Annotated in this window: 16 protein-coding genes; 2 read left to right on the forward strand and 14 right to left on the reverse strand. The window is 43.0% G+C overall.

Annotation, left to right across the window (positions count from 1 at the left end):
* Positions 1-644 precede the first annotated feature (644 nt).
* From ABCW45_RS01370 to ABCW45_RS01390, 5 genes are all read right to left on the reverse strand, one after another.
* Positions 645-1,193, reverse strand: coding sequence for a signal peptidase I (locus ABCW45_RS01370; protein WP_215630569.1), 549 nt, complete (start codon positions 1,191-1,193; stop codon positions 645-647).
* Positions 1,194-1,247: 54 nt separating this feature from the next.
* The gene (locus ABCW45_RS01375; RefSeq protein WP_343220081.1) at positions 1,248-1,373 is read right to left on the reverse strand and encodes a hypothetical protein; all 126 of its coding nucleotides are present in this window, start codon (positions 1,371-1,373) and stop codon (positions 1,248-1,250) included.
* 34 nt (positions 1,374-1,407) lie between these two features.
* The gene (locus tag ABCW45_RS01380; RefSeq protein WP_343220082.1) at positions 1,408-2,778 is read right to left on the reverse strand and encodes an O-antigen ligase family protein; all 1,371 of its coding nucleotides are present in this window, start codon (positions 2,776-2,778) and stop codon (positions 1,408-1,410) included.
* Positions 2,779-3,180: 402 nt separating this feature from the next.
* Positions 3,181-4,671 carry a hypothetical protein gene (locus ABCW45_RS01385; RefSeq protein WP_343220083.1) on the reverse strand — a complete coding sequence of 497 codons (1,491 nt, stop codon included), beginning with the start codon at positions 4,669-4,671 and terminating at the stop codon, positions 3,181-3,183.
* Complete coding sequence (locus ABCW45_RS01390; RefSeq protein WP_343220176.1) at positions 4,665-5,351, reverse strand: glycosyltransferase; 687 nt, start codon at positions 5,349-5,351, stop codon at positions 4,665-4,667. Before ABCW45_RS01390 ends, ABCW45_RS01385 begins: the two co-directional genes overlap by 7 nt.
* A 120-nt stretch (positions 5,352-5,471) precedes the next feature.
* Here ABCW45_RS01390 and ABCW45_RS01395 point away from each other — a divergent pair, with 120 nt between their 5' ends.
* Positions 5,472-5,927, forward strand: a complete 456-nt coding sequence (locus tag ABCW45_RS01395; RefSeq protein WP_215630573.1) for a helix-turn-helix domain-containing protein — start codon at positions 5,472-5,474, stop codon at positions 5,925-5,927.
* A 421-nt stretch (positions 5,928-6,348) separates the two neighbouring features.
* Here ABCW45_RS01395 and ABCW45_RS01400 read toward each other — a convergent pair whose 3' ends face one another.
* The 9 genes from ABCW45_RS01400 to ABCW45_RS01440 form a co-directional block, all read right to left on the reverse strand.
* Complete coding sequence (locus tag ABCW45_RS01400; protein WP_343220084.1) at positions 6,349-7,008, reverse strand: hypothetical protein; 660 nt, start codon at positions 7,006-7,008, stop codon at positions 6,349-6,351.
* A gap of 61 nt (positions 7,009-7,069) precedes the next feature.
* Complete coding sequence (locus tag ABCW45_RS01405; RefSeq protein WP_343220085.1) at positions 7,070-7,996, reverse strand: sigma-70 family RNA polymerase sigma factor; 927 nt, start codon at positions 7,994-7,996, stop codon at positions 7,070-7,072.
* 112 nt (positions 7,997-8,108) lie between these two features.
* A complete protein-coding gene (locus tag ABCW45_RS01410) occupies positions 8,109-8,822 on the reverse strand; it encodes a hypothetical protein (RefSeq protein ID WP_343220086.1) in 714 nt (237 codons plus the stop codon).
* Positions 8,823-8,948: 126 nt separating this feature from the next.
* Positions 8,949-9,653, reverse strand: coding sequence for a hypothetical protein (locus ABCW45_RS01415; RefSeq protein WP_215630579.1), 705 nt, complete (start codon positions 9,651-9,653; stop codon positions 8,949-8,951).
* Positions 9,654-9,703: 50 nt separating this feature from the next.
* Positions 9,704-11,737 carry a PhoH family protein gene (locus tag ABCW45_RS01420; RefSeq protein ID WP_343220087.1) on the reverse strand — a complete coding sequence of 678 codons (2,034 nt, stop codon included), beginning with the start codon at positions 11,735-11,737 and terminating at the stop codon, positions 9,704-9,706.
* Positions 11,738-11,845: 108 nt separating this feature from the next.
* A complete protein-coding gene (locus tag ABCW45_RS01425; RefSeq protein ID WP_343220088.1) occupies positions 11,846-12,934 on the reverse strand; it encodes a sigma-70 family RNA polymerase sigma factor in 1,089 nt (362 codons plus the stop codon).
* Complete coding sequence (locus tag ABCW45_RS01430; protein WP_343220089.1) at positions 12,918-13,121, reverse strand: hypothetical protein; 204 nt, start codon at positions 13,119-13,121, stop codon at positions 12,918-12,920. Before ABCW45_RS01430 ends, ABCW45_RS01425 begins: the two co-directional genes overlap by 17 nt.
* A 238-nt stretch (positions 13,122-13,359) precedes the next feature.
* On the reverse strand, positions 13,360-15,816 hold the full coding sequence (locus ABCW45_RS01435) for a hypothetical protein (RefSeq protein WP_343220090.1): 2,457 nt from the start codon (positions 15,814-15,816) through the stop codon (positions 13,360-13,362).
* Positions 15,817-15,940: 124 nt separating this feature from the next.
* Complete coding sequence (locus ABCW45_RS01440; RefSeq protein ID WP_343220091.1) at positions 15,941-18,343, reverse strand: DEAD/DEAH box helicase; 2,403 nt, start codon at positions 18,341-18,343, stop codon at positions 15,941-15,943.
* Positions 18,344-18,533: 190 nt separating this feature from the next.
* Between ABCW45_RS01440 and ABCW45_RS01445 the strand changes: the two genes are divergently transcribed.
* Positions 18,534-19,289: a class B sortase gene (locus ABCW45_RS01445; RefSeq protein ID WP_343220092.1), complete on the forward strand. Its 756-nt coding sequence runs from the start codon at positions 18,534-18,536 to the stop codon at positions 19,287-19,289.
* The last annotated feature ends 408 nt before the right edge of the window (positions 19,290-19,697 follow it).

The raw sequence follows: 19,697 nt of genomic DNA on the forward strand, positions 1-19,697 counted from the left end.
TCGTGATAATAACCATATCCGCAGTTATCAGCTTCCGTGATAGTCTTTGCTTGCCACAGATATCGGTATCCGTGATAGGGTGAATGTCTGTAACATATCTTCTTTTCTATTTTTTAGTTTTTCTTTTTGAATGCGGGGAGGACGCTATCTTGTTTTACGGTACAGTGCGAATGCTGATGTTGCGGATATTGCGATGCTGGATGATTCTGTGGGCTGCGATGGCGTGTGCGTCGCTGATTGGGTTTCGTATGGATGACGATATGACAAGGTGCAGCTGTATGGAATGACTCAATCACTGTGTTGACAAGAGGTGATAGCGTGGTAAGAGTAGCATTTAGGAAATGGGAATGAGGACGTTATACCGAAAGTAAAGAATGTACCATGTTTTACTTATAGAACTCTTAATTTTTTGTAAAAGAAAAATGCTTCGTTCCCACATTGTGACCGAAATAGATTTTGTTATATAAAGAACATTAACTTACTAGCAAATTCAAAATGCTAAATAAGTATTAGCAACTGGATTCTCTATTAACGATTCTTTGGCGCAGCGCGAGTTATAACATATGGATCATATGGCCGTTTATGTGTGATGCCGATCTTCTAGTTATACAAAAAAACAGAGCCCATTAAGGGCTCTGCGTGCGTCACTGTTCGTGTTCAGATGTTTCTACTTTGCTGTTGCTCTCATTTGCATCTTCGCTTCCATCATCGTCATTCTCGATATAACGGGTCATTATCAGAGAACAAAGATTTAAAAGTATGATCCATGCTGCAATAACACCCAACTGTTTGTGCCCAAGTTTTGCCATGACAAATCCAACCTTTGGAATAGAATATGCATAGGTTCCAACAATCTGTTCCTGGGAAACCGAGCTCATATCTTCAACATCATTGGCATCTCCTTTTGTGATGAAAACTCCACCGTCTTCGCGAATGATTCTGTGCGTAACCAGTTTGTTTTTTTCTTCTGTTCCAATGCGGTATGTAACAACATCGCCCACTGCAACATCTCGGTCTTTTGTATTAATAAATGCGATAGCGCCCGTATGAATCGTAGGCTCCATTGAACCAGACTCTACGATATATGGAGTAAAACCAGCCGCTTTTGGCAAGATGAAAATTGCAGCAATCACAATACATAAGAAAGTGACCGCTGTAACAATAGTGCTAAATGTCTGAATCGCTTTTTTCATGAAAATATCTCCTTCCTAATACTTGTTTCTATACAGACCCACACGTAAGACGGGTCAATGAAATTCATGTTCTAAAAATTTTTCCATGCCAGTAAAAACGCTGCTTCCTCTTGTGGCAAGAGCGAGAATGGACAACGATTCGCTTGGTCTGCAGGTTTTCTTTTTGATGATAATTTCCACACATATTCTCCTTCCTGTTTTTTTGCTGAGAGAATTATGGAACTTTTAAGTCAGATATTGGTCTTGCACTCTTCTGTCCCATGAGTGCCACCAACACGATAATGTACACTTGGGTCATTGGAACGGAAATATTCACGAAAGAAACACAGATATATACTAAAACCGCTACAGCGCAGACCGCTGATTTGTCCTGACTGCGTATGGCATAAATGCAGGTGAGGATATACCATGCGTACAAGCTGAAACACCCTATCATGCCGGATGTAAACAAATACTGTAGGATTTCATTGTGCGGGGAATCGAATACTTGGCCTGCTACCGAAAGCATTTCATCGTATCGTGTGCTCTTCATCACGATTCCGAATGTTTCCAGACCGGTTCCAAATAGTTTTTGCCATATTGGAAGGTTGGCATATTCTTCTGCGGCTATTCTCCACACAAATCCCCTCCATGTTCCCCACTGGTCGTTAAATCGTGTGTATTTCTGTATTGCTTCTGATGCCACGTGTCCGGTATTAGCCAGGATCAGGATCTCAATTACACATAGTCCACAGCAAATGGTGGTACCTATGAGTAATCCTCGCCATAAGCGCAGAACCCGCTTTTCTTGCGTTCTCATGCGATGCAAAATCTGACGGACCATTTCAAGCCATACAATGATGCAAATGCAACATTGGAATATTTCCTTTTTTAATGCTAAAGCCAGAAGGATTCCTGATTGAATATTGATATACGGGGAAACCGGGCCACTGAAAAGATTGACATAGCAAAACAGTGTTGCTCCTGCCAGAAGGAGGATTTGTACCAGTCTAAACAAAGCGAGAATTTCCGTAATATCCCGGCAGATGAATGCTGTAATTGCAAAGAAAGCAAGAATACCGATTGCGGCATTGTCTGAAAGTCCGGTGATCATGGCGATACAGAATAAAAAAAACAGCGTTCGGTACACAAGTTTGAAAATTCTTTTATAATCCTTATCCGCAGTTCTGTTTTGAACGGAAAGGACGCCGGCAATAGCCATAAACAGTGTCATGGCAGCGGTATATGTATTGATATTGCCATAGGAAGAAACAAACATGCCGCGCTGGCTTTCTTTTATCGCTGCGATCCACCCCATTGGATCTATCCCGGCAAAATCTGCAATTCCCCAGACTGCCGAGATTCCACCACCCAAAAGCATGAAACATATGCATAGTCGGATAGATTTCTCGCTGACGGTATGTCTGATCATCAGATACGCAGCTGCATAAAAAAGCCACATTTTTAATCCCTGGTATCTTCCGCCTGCCCCAGTCCAAATCATTTTTGCATTACCAGAAAACAGCAGAGGAATCATCGTGCTTACTAGAAATACACACAAAAACAGATCCGGCAATATCCGATCTCGCCACGGTTGTTTATTCATCCTACCTGCTGGGACGCGAATTTCATATTGATGTCGCCGGCAAGACTGGATAACGTATAAGAATGACATGGTGATGAAATACATCTTTGTCAGGTTCTGGAAATAACTCACGCGGTCTCCAAGAACGTGAAAATACCTGTCTGTGAAATAAAATGGGAATCCTGAGAACGTGTTCCAATGCCGTCCGGTCATCACGGGCAATCCGCATACCAGTTCAAAAATATAAATGAATGTAATGATGTCATAATAGTTTGGGGATTTTTTTTGATCTATGAATTGCATACTTTGTATGGGTATGGCCAGAGATGGCCACACCCTTCTCCTTCCCTTTGTTTGTTGTGCAAATTATGGGAAGAAAGCCTGAAAAATTGGTTTGCGCTGTGCCGATCATGGTATTTCTGGTCATTCGGCATTGCGATATAATATAATTTCATCTGTTTCCATGCATGTTTGATAAGAAGAATGTGTCTGAAAATAAAGATCCATTTTACTGCCTTTATCCACTATAAAATAATCGAATTGATAACGGCTGAAGTAATCATCAATCTGCTCCTGCCGGTATGATCCAATTACCTGCTTGAATTCTGTATATAAATCTGCATGATGGTTGATAGCGCTGTCTGAGATTTCCAGACGTGGTTCCAAAAGGACTTTTGCCCCGAACATTTCAAGAGCGGGATTTCCGGGCCATATTGTTGTTCCATCCAAATCAATGCCATGATTGTCAAAATACTGTAGTAAATCTCCGTCATCTTTCATGGCATAGACCTGTTTGCGAATATCTCCAGTTAAAAATATGTTTTCAGTCAGTTTTATTTCCCAGAAAAATCCCAGGAACACCATTGTAAGAATTAAGACAAGTTTTGCCAACTGATGCATCTTCTGTATCCTTGGAATGCTCTGTGTCCATTTATCTTTAATCCGACTTGCAATCCATGCCACCGCTCTACAGACTTCGTTCCAGACCAGCATCATGGCCGGTATCAGGAAGATAATATTTCGCTTGCATGTAAAAGCCAAAAAACCAAATCCCATCAAAAGAAATAGTCGGTAATAATCTATTTCAGGCGAAATGCACATGATTAAAAAAATGATGAATACAGTCACCAACCCCAATACAATGAATGGGGCGTCCCATGTTTCCAAGGAAAGAGGCTGGAGTTCCGGCGCCTCCACATGCCCAAGTGATTGAAACAGGTAAAATACGTTTGCAGCTTGATATGGGTTTACGAAAGCCAGTAAGCCGGCGGCTGCCGTGCTTATCCCTAGTGACGATATATATGTATTCGTGCTCCTCTTTTTGAATCTGTTTGCTGCCCATGCGGCCATAAATGCAATGATCGGGCAAAATAAAAACATCAGGTTGGAGGACTGAACGTTTGCGGTAAAAATTGATGCCGCCGGCAAAACTGCCAGAATCATTTTCGAGTCGTTGTTCCGATACTGTTCCAGCCCATATATGATCAAAAGAAGCCAAATAAATGTCAGAAGTGCTGGGCGTGCCGATTTCATAACATGCGCCATGCAGATATCGGACAAGCATGTAAATGCTCCGGATTCCATATCCGTATGTCCAAGGGCATGCAACAGCCGAAAACAGATATAACTGAAAAGAATATACTGTACAACGCTAAGCAGCTGCGCTCCTATCAAGCCAATGTCGCGACTGCAATAATAATGCAGTACGCAATAAAGCCAATTCTGAATGGCGATATCCATTCCATCCATAACAAGAAATGGATTGGTTTCCGGTATCCCGTGTTCTATGATATATTTCCCTGTTGCTATCATATAATAACTATCTGTGTTGATACGTAGAATAAATGGCAAAACCAGAATAACGGGAATAAGCCAAAAAAGGCAGTGTGAAGATAAAATTTTTCGCACTAACATACCGTCCCCTTTCTGCCTGCCAGTGCCAGTTTGACAATCTGAATACCATCACGCACTGTGTGGATTTTGGACTGACTTCCATGTGGGCGATCAAGATATGGTACATCCAAGGACTGTATGTCAAAATGTTGCATCCAGGCATGAAGCGCCATCTCAGTTTCTGTTTCAAACCCGTCATACAATGCCGGGAAACTTTTTACAAAATCACGTCCCATGATCCGACTACCGCTTAGGACATCAATGTTTTCGAACCCATACAACACATGAAACATGACACTGAGAAAACGATTGCCTATGGCGTGAGAGCATGACATGACTGCGTGTTTTTTTGCATTCTTTCTCTTTCCAATCACAATGGACTTTGGATTTTCCATATACAAGCGGATCATCTCCCGCACCATGGTCGGCGGATAAGTGCCATCTCCATCCGTCAGAACATAAATATCTGCGTTGACCTCATGAAAAGCTTGTCTAAGCACGGCCCCTTTTCCTGGTATTGTACAAAAACGGATTTTTGCTCCGGCCTTCACGGCTTGTTGTGCTGTATGATCTGTTGAATCGTTGTCATAAACATAGATTTCCGCTTCCGGAAGTGCTTTGTGATAATCCTGGATCACGGACGCAATGGTCAATTCCTCATCCAGGCATGGAATAATTACTGCGATAGTGTGTTTCTGCATCAAATCCCTCCTTTTCTTTTCGTAATTATGGCAAGAAACTGGTGGAAAATGGTTCTAAACACGTTGCATTTTCAATCCGTATTCGATACAATGGATTTTGTTATTAACGGAGGAATTTACATGAAAAACGAACGATTACTGGCACTAATGGAAGCCCGCGGGGTAAATAAAAATACATTATCTAAACTTACAGGCATTGCGCCGTCTACCTTGAGCCGTATTATTGAAAATAAGGTTAAGCATATTAAGCAAAGCCATATGCAATCCATTGCCTCGGCCTTGGGCACGACCATCCACGCGATTTTTGAAACAGCTTCGGAAAATGCTGTTTTATCTGCTATTCGTCCAGACGAAGCTGGTGAGCCGTTGACCAAACTTCTCTCTCCGGATGAATGTTTCCTTTTATTCTGGTATCAGAATTCCTTACAGAACGGCAGAGAAAAGATTTTTCAATGCGCAAAATCTGAATACGAACACGCTGTTGAAAAAATCAAGAATCGAGTCGAGACCAGAACTGTTCGAACGGAAGATAATGAAATTTCAATGGTACAATTATCTCTCCCTCTGGATTTGTGATTGCATTCTCATCCACAAAAAAAGATCTCTCCGATAGCTCGAAGAGATCTTGAGATGAATCTTTTAACTGTGTCATGGCCTGCGATCAAGTGCCATTCTGCATTGGGTTCATACCCAATAATTGCATTGTTAGTTTAACAATCTTTTTAACTGTTTGTCCGATAAATTCCGGATAATATCGTATCTCGAAGCAATTCTTAAAGAATCTTCCTTGATGTAGAATTTATGAGATCGTATTTTTACTAACAATATATCTTTACATTTTCCCTTTGTGTAGTTAACCACTTCCACGACTTTTCCATTATGGGAAGATGTTTTACTGTGAATGACGCATAAATCCCCGCTTTTGTATCTCATGCAGTGTTTTCCTTTCTATGGTCATTATGGTAAAAACATGCCGGTTGTCGACATTTGCAGCGTTTTACTTATGACTGAAGTCACGAGTATTCGACGGTATCTTCTCAAGCTGCAAACTTCCTAATGGTGGCTCAGGGTAATTCATCTGCCTCCCCGCCAGCTGCAAAGCCATATCATGCATGGACGATGTTTTTATAGCATCCGGCGTTACCACCGTAATAGTGCCGGTTACATATTCCAGCAGATCGTGGCTGATTTCTGTCAGAACAAAAACTTCGTTTTCCGGAAGAATCTTCTGAAGCTTTTCATAGAAATCTGCCATATCTCTTTCAACCGGATCGGCATCATCCGTTTCTGTTTTGACATAAACAGTCACTGTCTTTCCGTTGAAATCAATGCAGTCGATATACCATTCCGGATGAGAGAAAACAATGTCCTTTGTGCTCTTCTCTGGCCACGTTTTCCAAACATAATACCAGACTGTCAGATCTTCATTTCTCTTTTCCAGGTCGTAGTCCAGGATGTACTCTTTTACTGTCATTTGTTCTGCATATTTGATTTTTCTGAAAGCACCAAACCCATGACGGATATAACCGCCATCACCCGTTTTTGCCCAGAACTTAATTTCCTGATCATCTGAATATAGGCCACTGATAAGTTCTTTGTATTTTTCTTCGTTTGTTACACGGAAATCATTTGATCTCGTTACGCTTCGATTTGCCATATTGTTCCTTTCCGGACAAGTCCTTATCTGCGAAATTTGTATCGTCCATTTACGAAAGTTTCTATTCTGCCATATTGATGCCAAATTGTTTCATCACAGCAACGATTTCTTTTTCGCTGTTTCTTCCAATGCCTCGAACCAAATCAAGGCGCCCATGCAAAGAAGCTACGCTCTCTGCATTTTTCTCAAGATGGTTGCAGGCAAAATACCTGTAGAGCGCATTATATGGCCTCACCGATAAACCAAGCTCTTCCAATGTTGTTTTACGGCGCTTTTCAGCCAGTGCTTCGTACAAATTGGTATTACCAGGATTTTCACGCAGTTTCTTGGTATCAACCAACACGCATTCTGTTTCAGCCCGGATGCCTTCTGCCTCTTTCGATAACTCCTTGATTTTTTCATTGAGCAGATCCTGCACTTCCAGTTCCTTTGATGCCACTGCTCGATCGTATTCTGCCTGGGCGGAATGCAGTTTTTCCAAGGCCTGATTATATCCTGTTCCAAGGCACAGCTGCCAGCGGTATCGCGGATGCCGAAGTTTACACATGGTTTTAGCAAGGATCTGACGGATGCGTTCGGAAGACAAATGCTTGTGTTCTGCAATTTCTCTCAGCGACAAACCTTCCTGATAGCGCAACTGCAAAACCTCCCGCTCCACATCATCAAGTTCCATGATAATCTGCGCATATACCTCGTCAAAATCTGCCGGCACCACAGTTTCCTTTCTAGTCAGATCACGCAAAAAATCCTCTCTCCAGGTTTCCCAGTCTTTCTGCGTAACGGTTACGCGGTCTTTTTCTAGGTTTGTCACAGCATCAATATTCTGCTTGACAAAACGCATAAACCACAGGTAATTGATGTTTTCTCTTTTGCATGCTTGACTGACTGGAAGCCTATTGACCAGGACGGCCTCCAATACATTTTGTAATCGTGCAACTTTGTTCTGGCACTCTGTATACAGAGTTTTCTGTCCACCCACTGTTCTCATGATTCTTTCTCCTTCCTCAATGTCTGATATTGTTTCAGAGCAATTATGGATGACAATACGGCGATGTTTTACAAGAAAAAACACTCCCCAAAATGGAGAGTGTTTAGGAATATCAGAAATCTTTAGCCTTGGTTCCTTGCTTTCGCAAGTCATGACCGTAAAAGATCCCGGTGCTGTAATCACCAAATAATACCAGATATCGTAATTCTGGTTCACCTGTTATCGGTTCACCAATGATGATACCAACCCTGTTATTTGGTATTGTTCGCACAATATCTTTTCTTTGCAATTTGTGCCATTCTTCGTATCTTTTTTTGACTTCGGCATATTCCATTGCCAATACAAGATTGTACGGTACGCCAAATACAGCTATAATTTCTTCTGGCTGCATCAGGTAAATGTGACGCATCAGATCCCACGCTTCATTCGCACTGCTGTCTTTTGAATCTGTTTGCTGCACGTTGGGTTTATTGTCCTGATTTAATGTTGCTGTCTTTCCTAAAAATGGGGATTCAACGCATTTATGCTTCACAACGATTGGACTTTCGTCTGCCTGATTCATCACATCTTTGGCCCAGTCGATTAGCCACGGAGCGTCTTCTGTGGTGAACATCGGTGTTGGTTCGGCTACGTATACAACGCCATCCAGAATTTTGCAACAAAGCAATACTTCCTGCTTGCCAATTTCCAGTTGATGTTGAATGGCGGATGTCATGACACCGTTATATTCTGCCTGCGCCATAAAATTCCGAATCACATCAGTACCAGTACATCTGACCATGATTGTTTTCTTTTTGAATGCATCCCAACTAAATTTTTTCTTCATTCTCTTCCTTCTTTCTCAATGTCTCTATTGATAGAACTATAAAAATTATGGAAGGGAAAAGGTTCCGATAAGCCCCTCAAAAAAGCTGCCCATACGGACAGCTTTTGCATGAATGCAGAAAAATGATTATGTGGTTCTGTGCACGTTTTTTACAGCGGATGCTGAGAAAATCCTGGAAATACGATCGCAGGTTTCGATACGGTCTTTCAGTTCGCGCTCCAATTTCTTATAGACAGAATGATCGAAACTACTGCCAAGCAGATCATAAAGCTTGTATGCCAAGTCCGCCGTGGCCGATGCATAATGTTCGAGACAGTACTCATACCGCTTTTTACTGGCGGCGGCCTGTTTGGTGATCATGCCATAATAAGCTGCCGGATTCTGGCGGTACAGAACATATAAACCATCCTGAATATTCTGACCGGATGATGTTCTTAAAGTCACCGTGTATTTGGAATATAATCCAATAATATTTGCTTCCTCCTGAGTCAGTCTGCACTTTGGCATATCCAATGAAGATGAGGCTTCGGAGCCACCGAATAAATCAACGCCTCCCATAGCTTCTGCCATAATCGTATATGCCTCATCAGAACTACATCCCGTATATTCCATGACCATATCATGCGTTGACACAAATGTACCGCAAGCCCAGCAGTAATATCCATTTTCTTTCAAAACACAGTTTCCGATATTCATATCCGGATGCCCAAGCCGTTTTTCATGTCCGGGGCATAAAATATACGTATATTTACCTTTTCGCCTCGTATCCATCTGGATATAATCCGCAACAACTTCCGTGTCTGCTTCCATACACAATTTTCTGATATCCATTGTTTTCACTCCTTTTCATGAATCTATGCCTTATGATTATTTCATGAAAATTATGGGATTTGATGTTGTATGGAAAGAGATCTGCCGTGTGCCAACAGATCTCTTGAAAAGATTGGAAGTTCATTCAGGTTAATTCGGAATTTCTCCCACATCATTTCCATGATTTCACGCAGTCCGTGGGTGCCCATATTCCGGATACAGCGAAGATCCGTAGCCGAAAAAGTAGCGATGCTATATGCAGTTAACGGTAAATTACGGGAATAAAAAGCGCGTTTCAGTACATTGTATGGGCGTACTGACAAGCCGAGGTCTTTCAATGGCGTTGCTTTTAAAATTTCCGCAAGATGTATCTCGTCCTCGTTGCTTCTACGTTCCGGAGGATCCAAGGCAAGCTCATGCAACGCAGAGATTGATTGCCCGAATGTTCTTTCCATCTCATCAACAATTTCCTTCACAAGCCCACGGTCTTCATTAAATGGATCGAACAGATTGGATCCATAGGAATGCGCCACGCTCCATGCTGTTAATGGCAGATTTTCGCTAAGAAGGAATTGCATCAGCACTTTTTCTGTATTGGGACGTAAATCCAGCTGTGAAATCATCACATCCTGCATGTGTCGTACTTCATCAGTTGATGTATCCAAAGCGCTGTACGTAAGCGGCGCCGTAACACCTTCCTGTTTCTGATTTCTCATGGCCACAGCTACTTCAGCTGCCAGCTTGGAACGGGTAATTTCATTTTCAAGAAACGTACAAACAGCACACGAACCGGATTTACCTCCAAGCAGCTTCAGGGCATAGGCCAAGCCGTTTGTCCGTTTCGTGAGGTGCGGCGTGTCAATCTGATCCAGGCAACCGGCAACGATGATTTTACAATCCTCTCCTGCACGGGTCAGGATTCCCTTCATCTGCGATACCGTGGTATTTTGTGCTTCATCCACAAACAGAATTTTACGTTTTAAAGACCGGCCACGCAGGAAACTCAGGGCTTCGGCGGACAGACATCCTCGTTCAAATAATTCCATGACTTTATCGCTGACATCTGTTTCTGACCCATCCTTTGTTTTTCCACTGACATATGCCGGATCTACCAGGGTTTCCAGATTGTCCATGCAGCCACGCAGCAACGGGCCGACTTTTTCCGTCTCATCCCCTGGCAGGGCTCCAATCGCATGATCAAATTCCACATTCGCTCTTGTCACGGTAATTTCTCGATACGTATGCTCCACATATGTCTGCTGCAGCGCACATGCCAGAGTCAGGAAAGTTTTGGCTGTACCGGCATCTCCATGGATTACTACAAGCGGGATTTCATTGGCAGGTGCCATCAATGCTTCAATACAGAATCTTTGACCAACATTGCGTGGAGTAATACCAAATGGCTGGCTATTTTCATATTCCAGACATGCAATCACGCCGTTTTTCTCTTTGGCGAGTTTCGTCCCTCCGGTCACCTCATGACGGACTAAGAAAAATTCACATTTATGTATTTTTTCTCCATGTCTTTTTTCAAATACAGCTGTTTCTTCGGGCGTCAGCGAACCGTTTTTACACAGTGCGCTAAACAGCTCATCTGAAACCGTGACATCTGCACGGCCAGTGTATTCCAAATCTTTTGCATCTACCGCTTCGTGAGTATATACCTGTACTTCCACGCCGAGCAGATCTGCTTTTACAGCCATGCAGAGATCATTGGATACAAGAACAGTTTTATTTACTGTTTCTCCCAAACACATCGGATTCGACTTCAGCGCCGCGATTGCCAGTAAAATTTCATTATCCGTTTTCTGTACGGATAACCCATAATCTTCCTTTTTAAGATCCGGCTTGATATTGCGGATAAAGAGCTTTCCTCCGTTACCGGCAGGGACGCCGTCATTCAGTTTCCCTTTTGTTTTCAGAGCATTCAGATTACGGATTGCCCGGCGGACGTTATACCCGCGATCCCCGGAGTCATTCTTGTGATTATCCAATTCTTCTAAAACCTGTGTCGGAATTAACACAATATTATCGTCAAAAGCATGAATGGCATTCGGATCGCTGATCAACACATTTGTGTCGAGAATATAAAGTTTTCTTCCCAATATAATGGCCTCCTTTTTTCTTTGTATTACAATTATGGTGTTTTTTCTGTATTTTTTAGACAAAAAGACCTCCTCCAGAGGATCGGAGAAGGTCTATGTTGACAAACATTATAATGGTAATGCTGCAAGTGTATCCACATTCTGTTTTGTGCCTTCCATTGGAACGAACTGGATCACATTAAGATCCGGTGCACCTTTACCTCCACGTAAGGAAAGAATAACTGGGTCACTGCTCAGGTCATTGCCAATTTTTTCAATAATACGACGTATGCAATCATCGCTTTTGTTGTCATGATAGGATCTTACAATAGTCGGTACTGTTTCCTCTCCTAAAGTATGGCGAAGATAAATTTCACATTCTTCATCCGTAAAAAGCTGATGCATGCGTGCAACGATTGCCTGAAGCATCATTTTGCTGATTGTCGCTCGCTCCGGAGTCTCGAATGCTGTGTTTACTTCCGGGTTTCCCGCTATCAACTGTTCGTGCTGCGGGATTGCTTCCAGATGAGTGTTAAAATCCATATTAAGCTGGCGTAATGCATTGCGGATCTGAGATAACGTCTCATCCGTTTCCAACATATAATCCGCTTCTGTCGGCTTTTTTCCAAGTTTCTCATATTCTGCACGAATTTTAAGAATCTTTTTCTTTAATACTGCATCAGCCTGCGTCATTTGATGCTTATTTGTCGTTGTTGTATGTGACAGGGCAGACTTGATATGATAATAAAAAAATGTGGATGGAGCACCTTTGGTTGCATCGTACCGCGGAAGGTTTTCCATGATAGCCTTATAGGCTTCATGCTCCAGATCTTCTTTGTACTCCGGATCGCGTTCAATATAGGTCATATATCTTTTGAAAATAAAATCACGCACCAGGCCTTTCATATAAAAGCACGCAGATTCCATGGCCTCTTTTCTTTCATTGCCGGTTTTTTCCCTGACTGTTTTTGCAAGCTGAGCATAAAATTCCTTAGATTCCATACCTTTTTTGATTTTTGCGTCTGTTTTATAAAAGTCAAACAGCTCATCTTCCTGGTTCATCAGTCTTTTGCGAAGTGCACGAGTTTTTTCCTCATCCTGCTGCTCCTTGGTTTCTTCATCCTCGGATGTATAGTCCATGGTTTCATAAGCCTGGTATTCAGAATCATCATACGCATCCTCTTCTTTTAATTTTGCTTCATCATATACTGATAACATATGCATGCAGTCTCCTTTCAATCAGCGGAATCAGCTGTAAATAATAGTCTATGGTATCTGGATCTCTCACCGCGTTCCCGGTTTCTTTCATCCAGCGAGTCAGGATTCCGTCATATGATTCTTTGGTACAGTCTGTGCATTCAATAAATTTCATCAGACTGCGTATCTGTTCAATATCGTGGGTCATATCTCATTCTCCTGACGGTCCGAACGTCGAACCCTATCGGTTTGCTTTGTATGGGCATATTATATTCGGTTCTGACAAAATTTTCCAATCAGCTTTCTCTGCGGATATCGTTTTTGCATGTATTTTGAAAAAATCTGAAATTTTTGTGAACAAAAAACAACAGGGTCCCAGATTTTGCGTTGGTTCCCTGTTATTGTGGCTGCAATGACTTATTAAAGGCAGGAATAGCAATCAACAATTAATGCCGGCCTTCCTCCTCTTCTTCCCTGCTCCAGTCAATCAAAGTTACATCACTCAGACCAAATTTAAAAGATCCGTTCTCCCAGTGTCCGCGGATTACTTTTTCATTTGCATTGTAGCGATACCGTAACATATTGCCTTCTCGTCTTTCAAGCGGGTACTTGCGGCCCCGCAGCTCCACGTATCCGGTAATCGGGATATTCTGTTCACCGCAGTTATGATCTTTGAACGGCACGATAAAATGCGCCGGCTGCCCCTTCCGTTCCAGGCGGAACTGATCAAGAAACGCATCAGAGTCCGTGCGTTCCGGCTCTGCCTTTTCAATCGTTTCTTCCATGCGGTTCTGGCTTTCGGTTCTGCCTGTCAGTGTCACATAGGATGTGAAATGACCATTATCCCAGATGCCGTACACATTGAATTCTTTATTGTCTGACGTTGTAATTGTGATCATGTCCTGACCGCGTTCCGTGCAATAGGAACGCTCCACACCGTTTTTGTCTACGACATAAATCAGAAGATCTGCAAAAGTCCTTCCCGGATACATTTCAACGATGCGGGTAGGCCAGATAATGAATTTAACCTGGCTTAAAACTGCGTCACCAAATTTCGGTTTCACCGTAACCTGATGGACATGCTGAAATAACGCTCCTCCATCCTGGCTGTGGTCCGGTTTAGCAGGTTCTGTATTATTCTGCACAGGCTCCGATGTTGATGCGGGTGTTGGTGCCTTATCCGCAACTGTATGATTATGGTTTGCCTTATCCTTTACTTCTTCCCCGGTTTTTTCGGTTTCGGCTTCCCCTGCCCTTTCTTCCTTTTTGTCAAATGCCTCCGTCATGTTCTGCATTGGAGTCTGCTCATTCGGTTCTGCATTGGATGCCACCGCCTTTTCTTTGGTATTTGGCTGAAATTCCGGCAAAGATCCATTTTCAGCCGGTTCTGTTTTTGCATTTTTGGATCCGATGCCAAGCAGACTGGCGATAAAGCCATGTTTAGGTTTTGTCTTTTCCAAAGCAGCGTCATTTGTATTCTGCATTGTTTCCTCATACTGAATAGGATTCGCATTCTTTTTGGGTTCGAACGGCATTGGATCCTCAACATCTGTGCGCTTGCTTTGATCAGCAACAGTCTGACTCTGTTCTGTATCTTTGTCCGGCATCTCATTTTCCTGCGTCACTTTGATATCCTGATGTGTAGATTCGGCTTCATCATCAAGAACCGGTGCATCAAAAGCACTGTAATCATCCATACCGGCGTCTTCGTTTGCTTCCTCTGGCACGTCGCTTTCACTCTTCATACCATCAGGCACAGTTTTCTCCGAAGCATCCTGGATGACTGTCATATCCTCAGTATGTAATTCCGAGGAACGGATTTCCGAAGTGCTGTCTTTCTCCTGTGCGCTGGTATCTGGTGTATTCTGATCCATCGTTAATTTTGAAGAAGTGACCGGTTTATTTTCGGGCGTATTCTCGCTTTCGTGCATAGCGGCATCCTGCTTGGATTCCACGTCGTAGGTATGAGCCGGTGTAGATAAATCATCCACGGTTTTCGATTTATCCGGGGTATTACTATCCAGATTTGCATTTACAGGTAACTCATGTGCATCCGCATCTTGCTCTGTCTGTGATAAGGCCACTGAAGCGTTATTGTTTTCCGGGACCTTTCCACTTGCAAAGGTGCCTCCTGCAGAATTGTCCATGGTTGCTACGATAGCATCGAGATCCAGCTCTGGTTTTTCTTCCAGAGGAGTAGAGGGTATTGTTTCTGCAAACGGTCCAGCAGTCGGTACAACAACTGTTTTTGCGGTATTAGTGACTTTTTCTTCCGCTTCTTTCTTTGGTGTGGCCGTTGTTGCTTCCGGAATTGATTCCTGTATAGGAACATTTGCATGAATATCTGGGAGTACAGAACCAAATGTCGGGATTACCCTGCTAACAGGAATGTCGTGAACGGCAGATACCGGTTTTGTTGGCTGGATCCCGACACTTTTTGCATCTCGTTTCTTGGTGTTTGCTTCTACTTTGGTTTTCCTTGCTCCATCTTCCGTTAGTGCCTGCGCCGCGGTATTTGTCGCCTGTTCGACTTTTGTTTCATTCGGCTTGCTCGTCTGTTTTTTCTTTGGGGATGTTGCCGCAAGTTCCGGATACCCGCCGCATTCCAAAACAGCAGCAAACTCTCCTCTCAGTGTATTTGAGACGCTTGTATACGGACACGCATGCTGCATCCCATCGATTTCCATCTTGATGAATGTCGGGTTGCCGTTTTCATCTTTTTCAATGGTAAATGGGTAGCCTGTGCGTAAAATACCGCAGAAAGCGCTGTTATAAATGCGCGTGTTCATCTGATGAATGACCGGCACCAGTTTATCTTCTTCTGATTCATTCGCCATCAGTTTACGTCCGCACTCCAATGCCAAGGCATAGGTTTGTGGTGCATAAAAAAGTTCTTTACTCAAATCTCCATGTCCTCCTTCTGACTGTTCCTGCCGCATGGAACTGGCAGATCATTTTTTTCTGTTATAATTATGGAAACAAAATGCTCATGATTTGCACACAGCACAAGCGTGTCCAGGCACATACTCACCGTTTTTCTTCCGGCAGGAACAGTTCTTCATAACGCCGGATAATATCTTTTCCAGTCTGCGTCCCGCAATATTTTCTTGTTTCCTCACGGATCCAGCGGAACATATTTGGATATGCAAGCATCAGATCTATAAAGTAGTTGTTTCCTGATTGTCTGTCACCAAATAAAGTTCCAGGACCGCGCAGTTCCAGATCCTTTTCAGCAATTTCGAATCCATCATTTGTCTGTGTTAAAAAGGCCAGCTTGTCATTCGGGGATTCCGTCTGCAGAATACAGTATGACTGGTCTTTCCCACGTCCTACTCGCCCGCGCAGCTGATGTAAGGTTGAGAATCCAAACCGGTCAGCGCCGGTGATCGCAATTACCGTTGCGTTCGGCACATTCATTCCTACCTCGATCACGGTGGTTGCCATTAGCACATCAATAAGACCGTCCGCAAAATCTCTCATCACTGCAGTTTTCCCGGCCGCCTTCATTTTTCCGGTCAGTATTTCCATATGAATTCCCGCCGGTTCAAAAATCGAACGGTATATCTTTTCTTTCTCCTCGATGGAGACAATTTCCTGCTTTTTTGTGTTGGTATCAATCGCTGGGCATACAATGTATGCTTGGTGTCCTTTTCGTACTTCCTGGATAATGCAGTCAGCAGCCTCTGTGTCTTTGCATGTCAGTGTCGTTTTCACTGCTAAACGTTCTGCCGGTTTATCCGTAATTGTGAGGATCCCGGTTTGCTCTCCATAAATGGTGGAGGCCAGAGATTTGGGAATGGGGGTGGCCGACATGGTGATTTTATGGCAGTTCTGAACGCCTTTCTCAAGAAAGTGCTCCCTGTGCATGACTCCAAATTTATGCTCTTCATCAATAACCGCAAGGCCAAGGCTCTGGTATTCCACAGCATCCGCGAAAATACTGTGGGTACCAACCAGAATGCTGACGTCGCCGTTTTTGACTGCTGCACATATTTTTTTCTTTTCGGATGCTTTTGTTTCGCTGGTTAAAAATGCAATATGAATGCCAAGTTTCTCCGCTTCTGGCTGCAGATCCCGGTAATGCTGCCAGGCAAGGGTTGTGTACGGGGCAGCGAGTGCACCCTGGAACCCGTTTTCCGCAGCCTGGATGAGCAACGCAAAAGCTACGCAGGTCTTTCCGGTTCCCACATCTCCCTGAACCAGTGTATTTACCGCAGCTCCGTCAGCCATGGATTTTGAAATACTCTGAATGGCATTCCATTGACCATTTGTCAAGGCATATGGCCTCGATTGAATGTATTGCCGCATTTTTCGTACAGTGGGCATTGCAGAGATACTGTGCTGGCTGATATTTGTTCGATTTGCTTCCAACTTCATGTTCAAATAGACCAAGTCATCGAAAATCATCCGTTTTCTGGCTATCTGACATTGTTTCCAGTTTAAAGGATGGTGCATGAACATTGCCGCCTGTTGAAATGAAGGCAGCTTCGCTTTCTGTAATAATTCCGACGGTATAATATCAAATGCACTGATTCCGCGGATAGCCCTGTTGACAAAGCTGGCATGATCCATGTTGGACCATCCTTTTATGGCGCTGTACTGCACGTAAAACTGATGATACATTGCAATATTATCCGACAGTACCGGCGGGTTCATAACCGAATAGCTTCCATAAAGATCATTGTACTGGATAAAGCCTCCAACAATCAGATGTTTGTTATACACCACTTCTCCTAACCGGATTTCGTCTAACTGCACCTTACGGATGCACAGATCCAGCTTTAATCCGCGAAGATACCAGCGGATGCATTGTAATGTGGCCTGTGAAGAATCTTTCATTGCGTGTGTAATTGCTTTGATCCAGGTAATCGTTTCTTCCGGCAGCATCCGCTTCGCGTTTTCGAAAGTCACCTTGGAACACGCATCCACGCCGCCAGTTTTTAATCCTCCAAGCATTTTGAGCGACGGCGTATTCAATGCATTGATCTCTTCAATTTTCTTCTTGCAGGATTGCTTGATATCCTCCATGACTACGGGGCTGATCTTGTTAATTTCCTTTGGGATAGTAATATTTTGTCCACAGGGATTTTTTGCGCTGTTTTCCAGGTATGTATACTTAAATGCCTCCACACCCATAACATTTACATGCAGGATATTACCCGTACGGTCATCTTTTATTTTTATTTTTGCAAGATTGGCATGCCTCTGCGTTTCTTCCGTATACGAGATGCAGATGCCGGTTATGGCAAATGGCATGCGATGCGTCATGTGCCTTACGACATCCGGATCCGTAAAGTCTAGCGGCATCAGGGAAGTAAAATTCCAATAATGCAGCGGTTCCTGTCGCAGGAGTGCTTCCGCTGATACGATTTTTTTCTTTTCCAGGATTTCTATCTGTTTCTTTTCGATTCCAAGTTCTTCCAGTTTCATAGCTCGCCTGAGACAGTCTCCTTTCGTAATATGGACTATCGACAATGTATTCTTCTTTTTAGTATATCTTGTTCGCATGAATTTTACTGTTTTCGTGATTCTGCGGATATTTAAAAATATACAGTTTTCAAAATGATTTCATCCGCTTCCATAATTTTCTAAAATCATAAAAGAAATCAGGAGGAAGCATATGAATGGAATGAAAAAAATAACAATGCTTGTACTTGCACTGGTCTGCGTCATCAGTGGATCCGTATGGGTAAATGCTTATACCAAAAAAATGGCTGATGAAGCGGCTTATGAAGAAATTCGCGAAACAGTCCAGATTCATGATCTGGAAGTTCAACCTACAACCGTTGCACCGACTGAAACAAAAGTTGTAGAAACTGTTGCTGACAATAAGCAAGAGTCTTATGTAGCTCCAGCGGGATTGGCTGACTTGATGGCATCTAATCAAAATGTGATTGGATGGTTAACTATCGGTAATACAAAAATCGATTATCCAGTTTGTCAGAATAAATCCGATAACGAGTATTTTTTACACCGTGACATTAACGGTCAGAAAAATACAGCTGGCAGTATATACCTTGATAGTATACAGGATATTAATGCCAAAGGTCTTCACGTGGTTTATGGACATCATATGAAGAACGGAACAATGTTTAAGGATGTATCCCGATTTACTTCCACGAAGTATATGGCGGAGCATCAGGACATTACACTCTGGACCGGCAAGCGTGAAATCAAATTAAAACCGATTGCATGTTATGCAGGTCCGGCGGATGGAAGTTATCGGACAAATTTCCAGACCACAGATGAATTACATAAATTCATCAAGACCAAATGCGGAAAGGATATTATATCTGATAATGTATTCGTTTTCATCACCTGTTCATATGGTGGGAACGATGAACGTACGTATCTCATATGCGAAGAGGAGGGCTAGTCCCTCCTCTTTTGTGTTATGTTTCTAGTTTCTAGTTTTTAGTTTCTATACAGACCCGCGCATAAGGCGGGTCGTCGATTTGGAAATAATACAATTTTAGATATCGTTTCTATACAGACCCGCACATAAAGCGGGTCGGTATCGCCTCGTTTTTCATAATTGACGGATATGGTTTCTATACAGATCCACACATAAGGTGGGTCCGAGAATTTCCTGAATCTCCTCTGCGCTGTACAGTTTCTATACAGACCCACGCATGAGGTGGGTCTATACATAAGGTCTTTAAGGTATAGTTTGATATATGTTTCTATACAGACCCGCGCGTAAGGCGGGTCCCTGGATGAGGCGCGGGAGCGAGCTGGACGAGAGTTTCTATACAGACCCGCGCGTAAGGCGGGTCAGCGAAAT

Origin of the sequence: Pilosibacter fragilis (assembly GCF_032490495.1) — a bacterium.
In the GTDB taxonomy this organism is placed as follows: domain Bacteria; phylum Bacillota; class Clostridia; order Lachnospirales; family Lachnospiraceae; genus Pilosibacter; species Pilosibacter fragilis.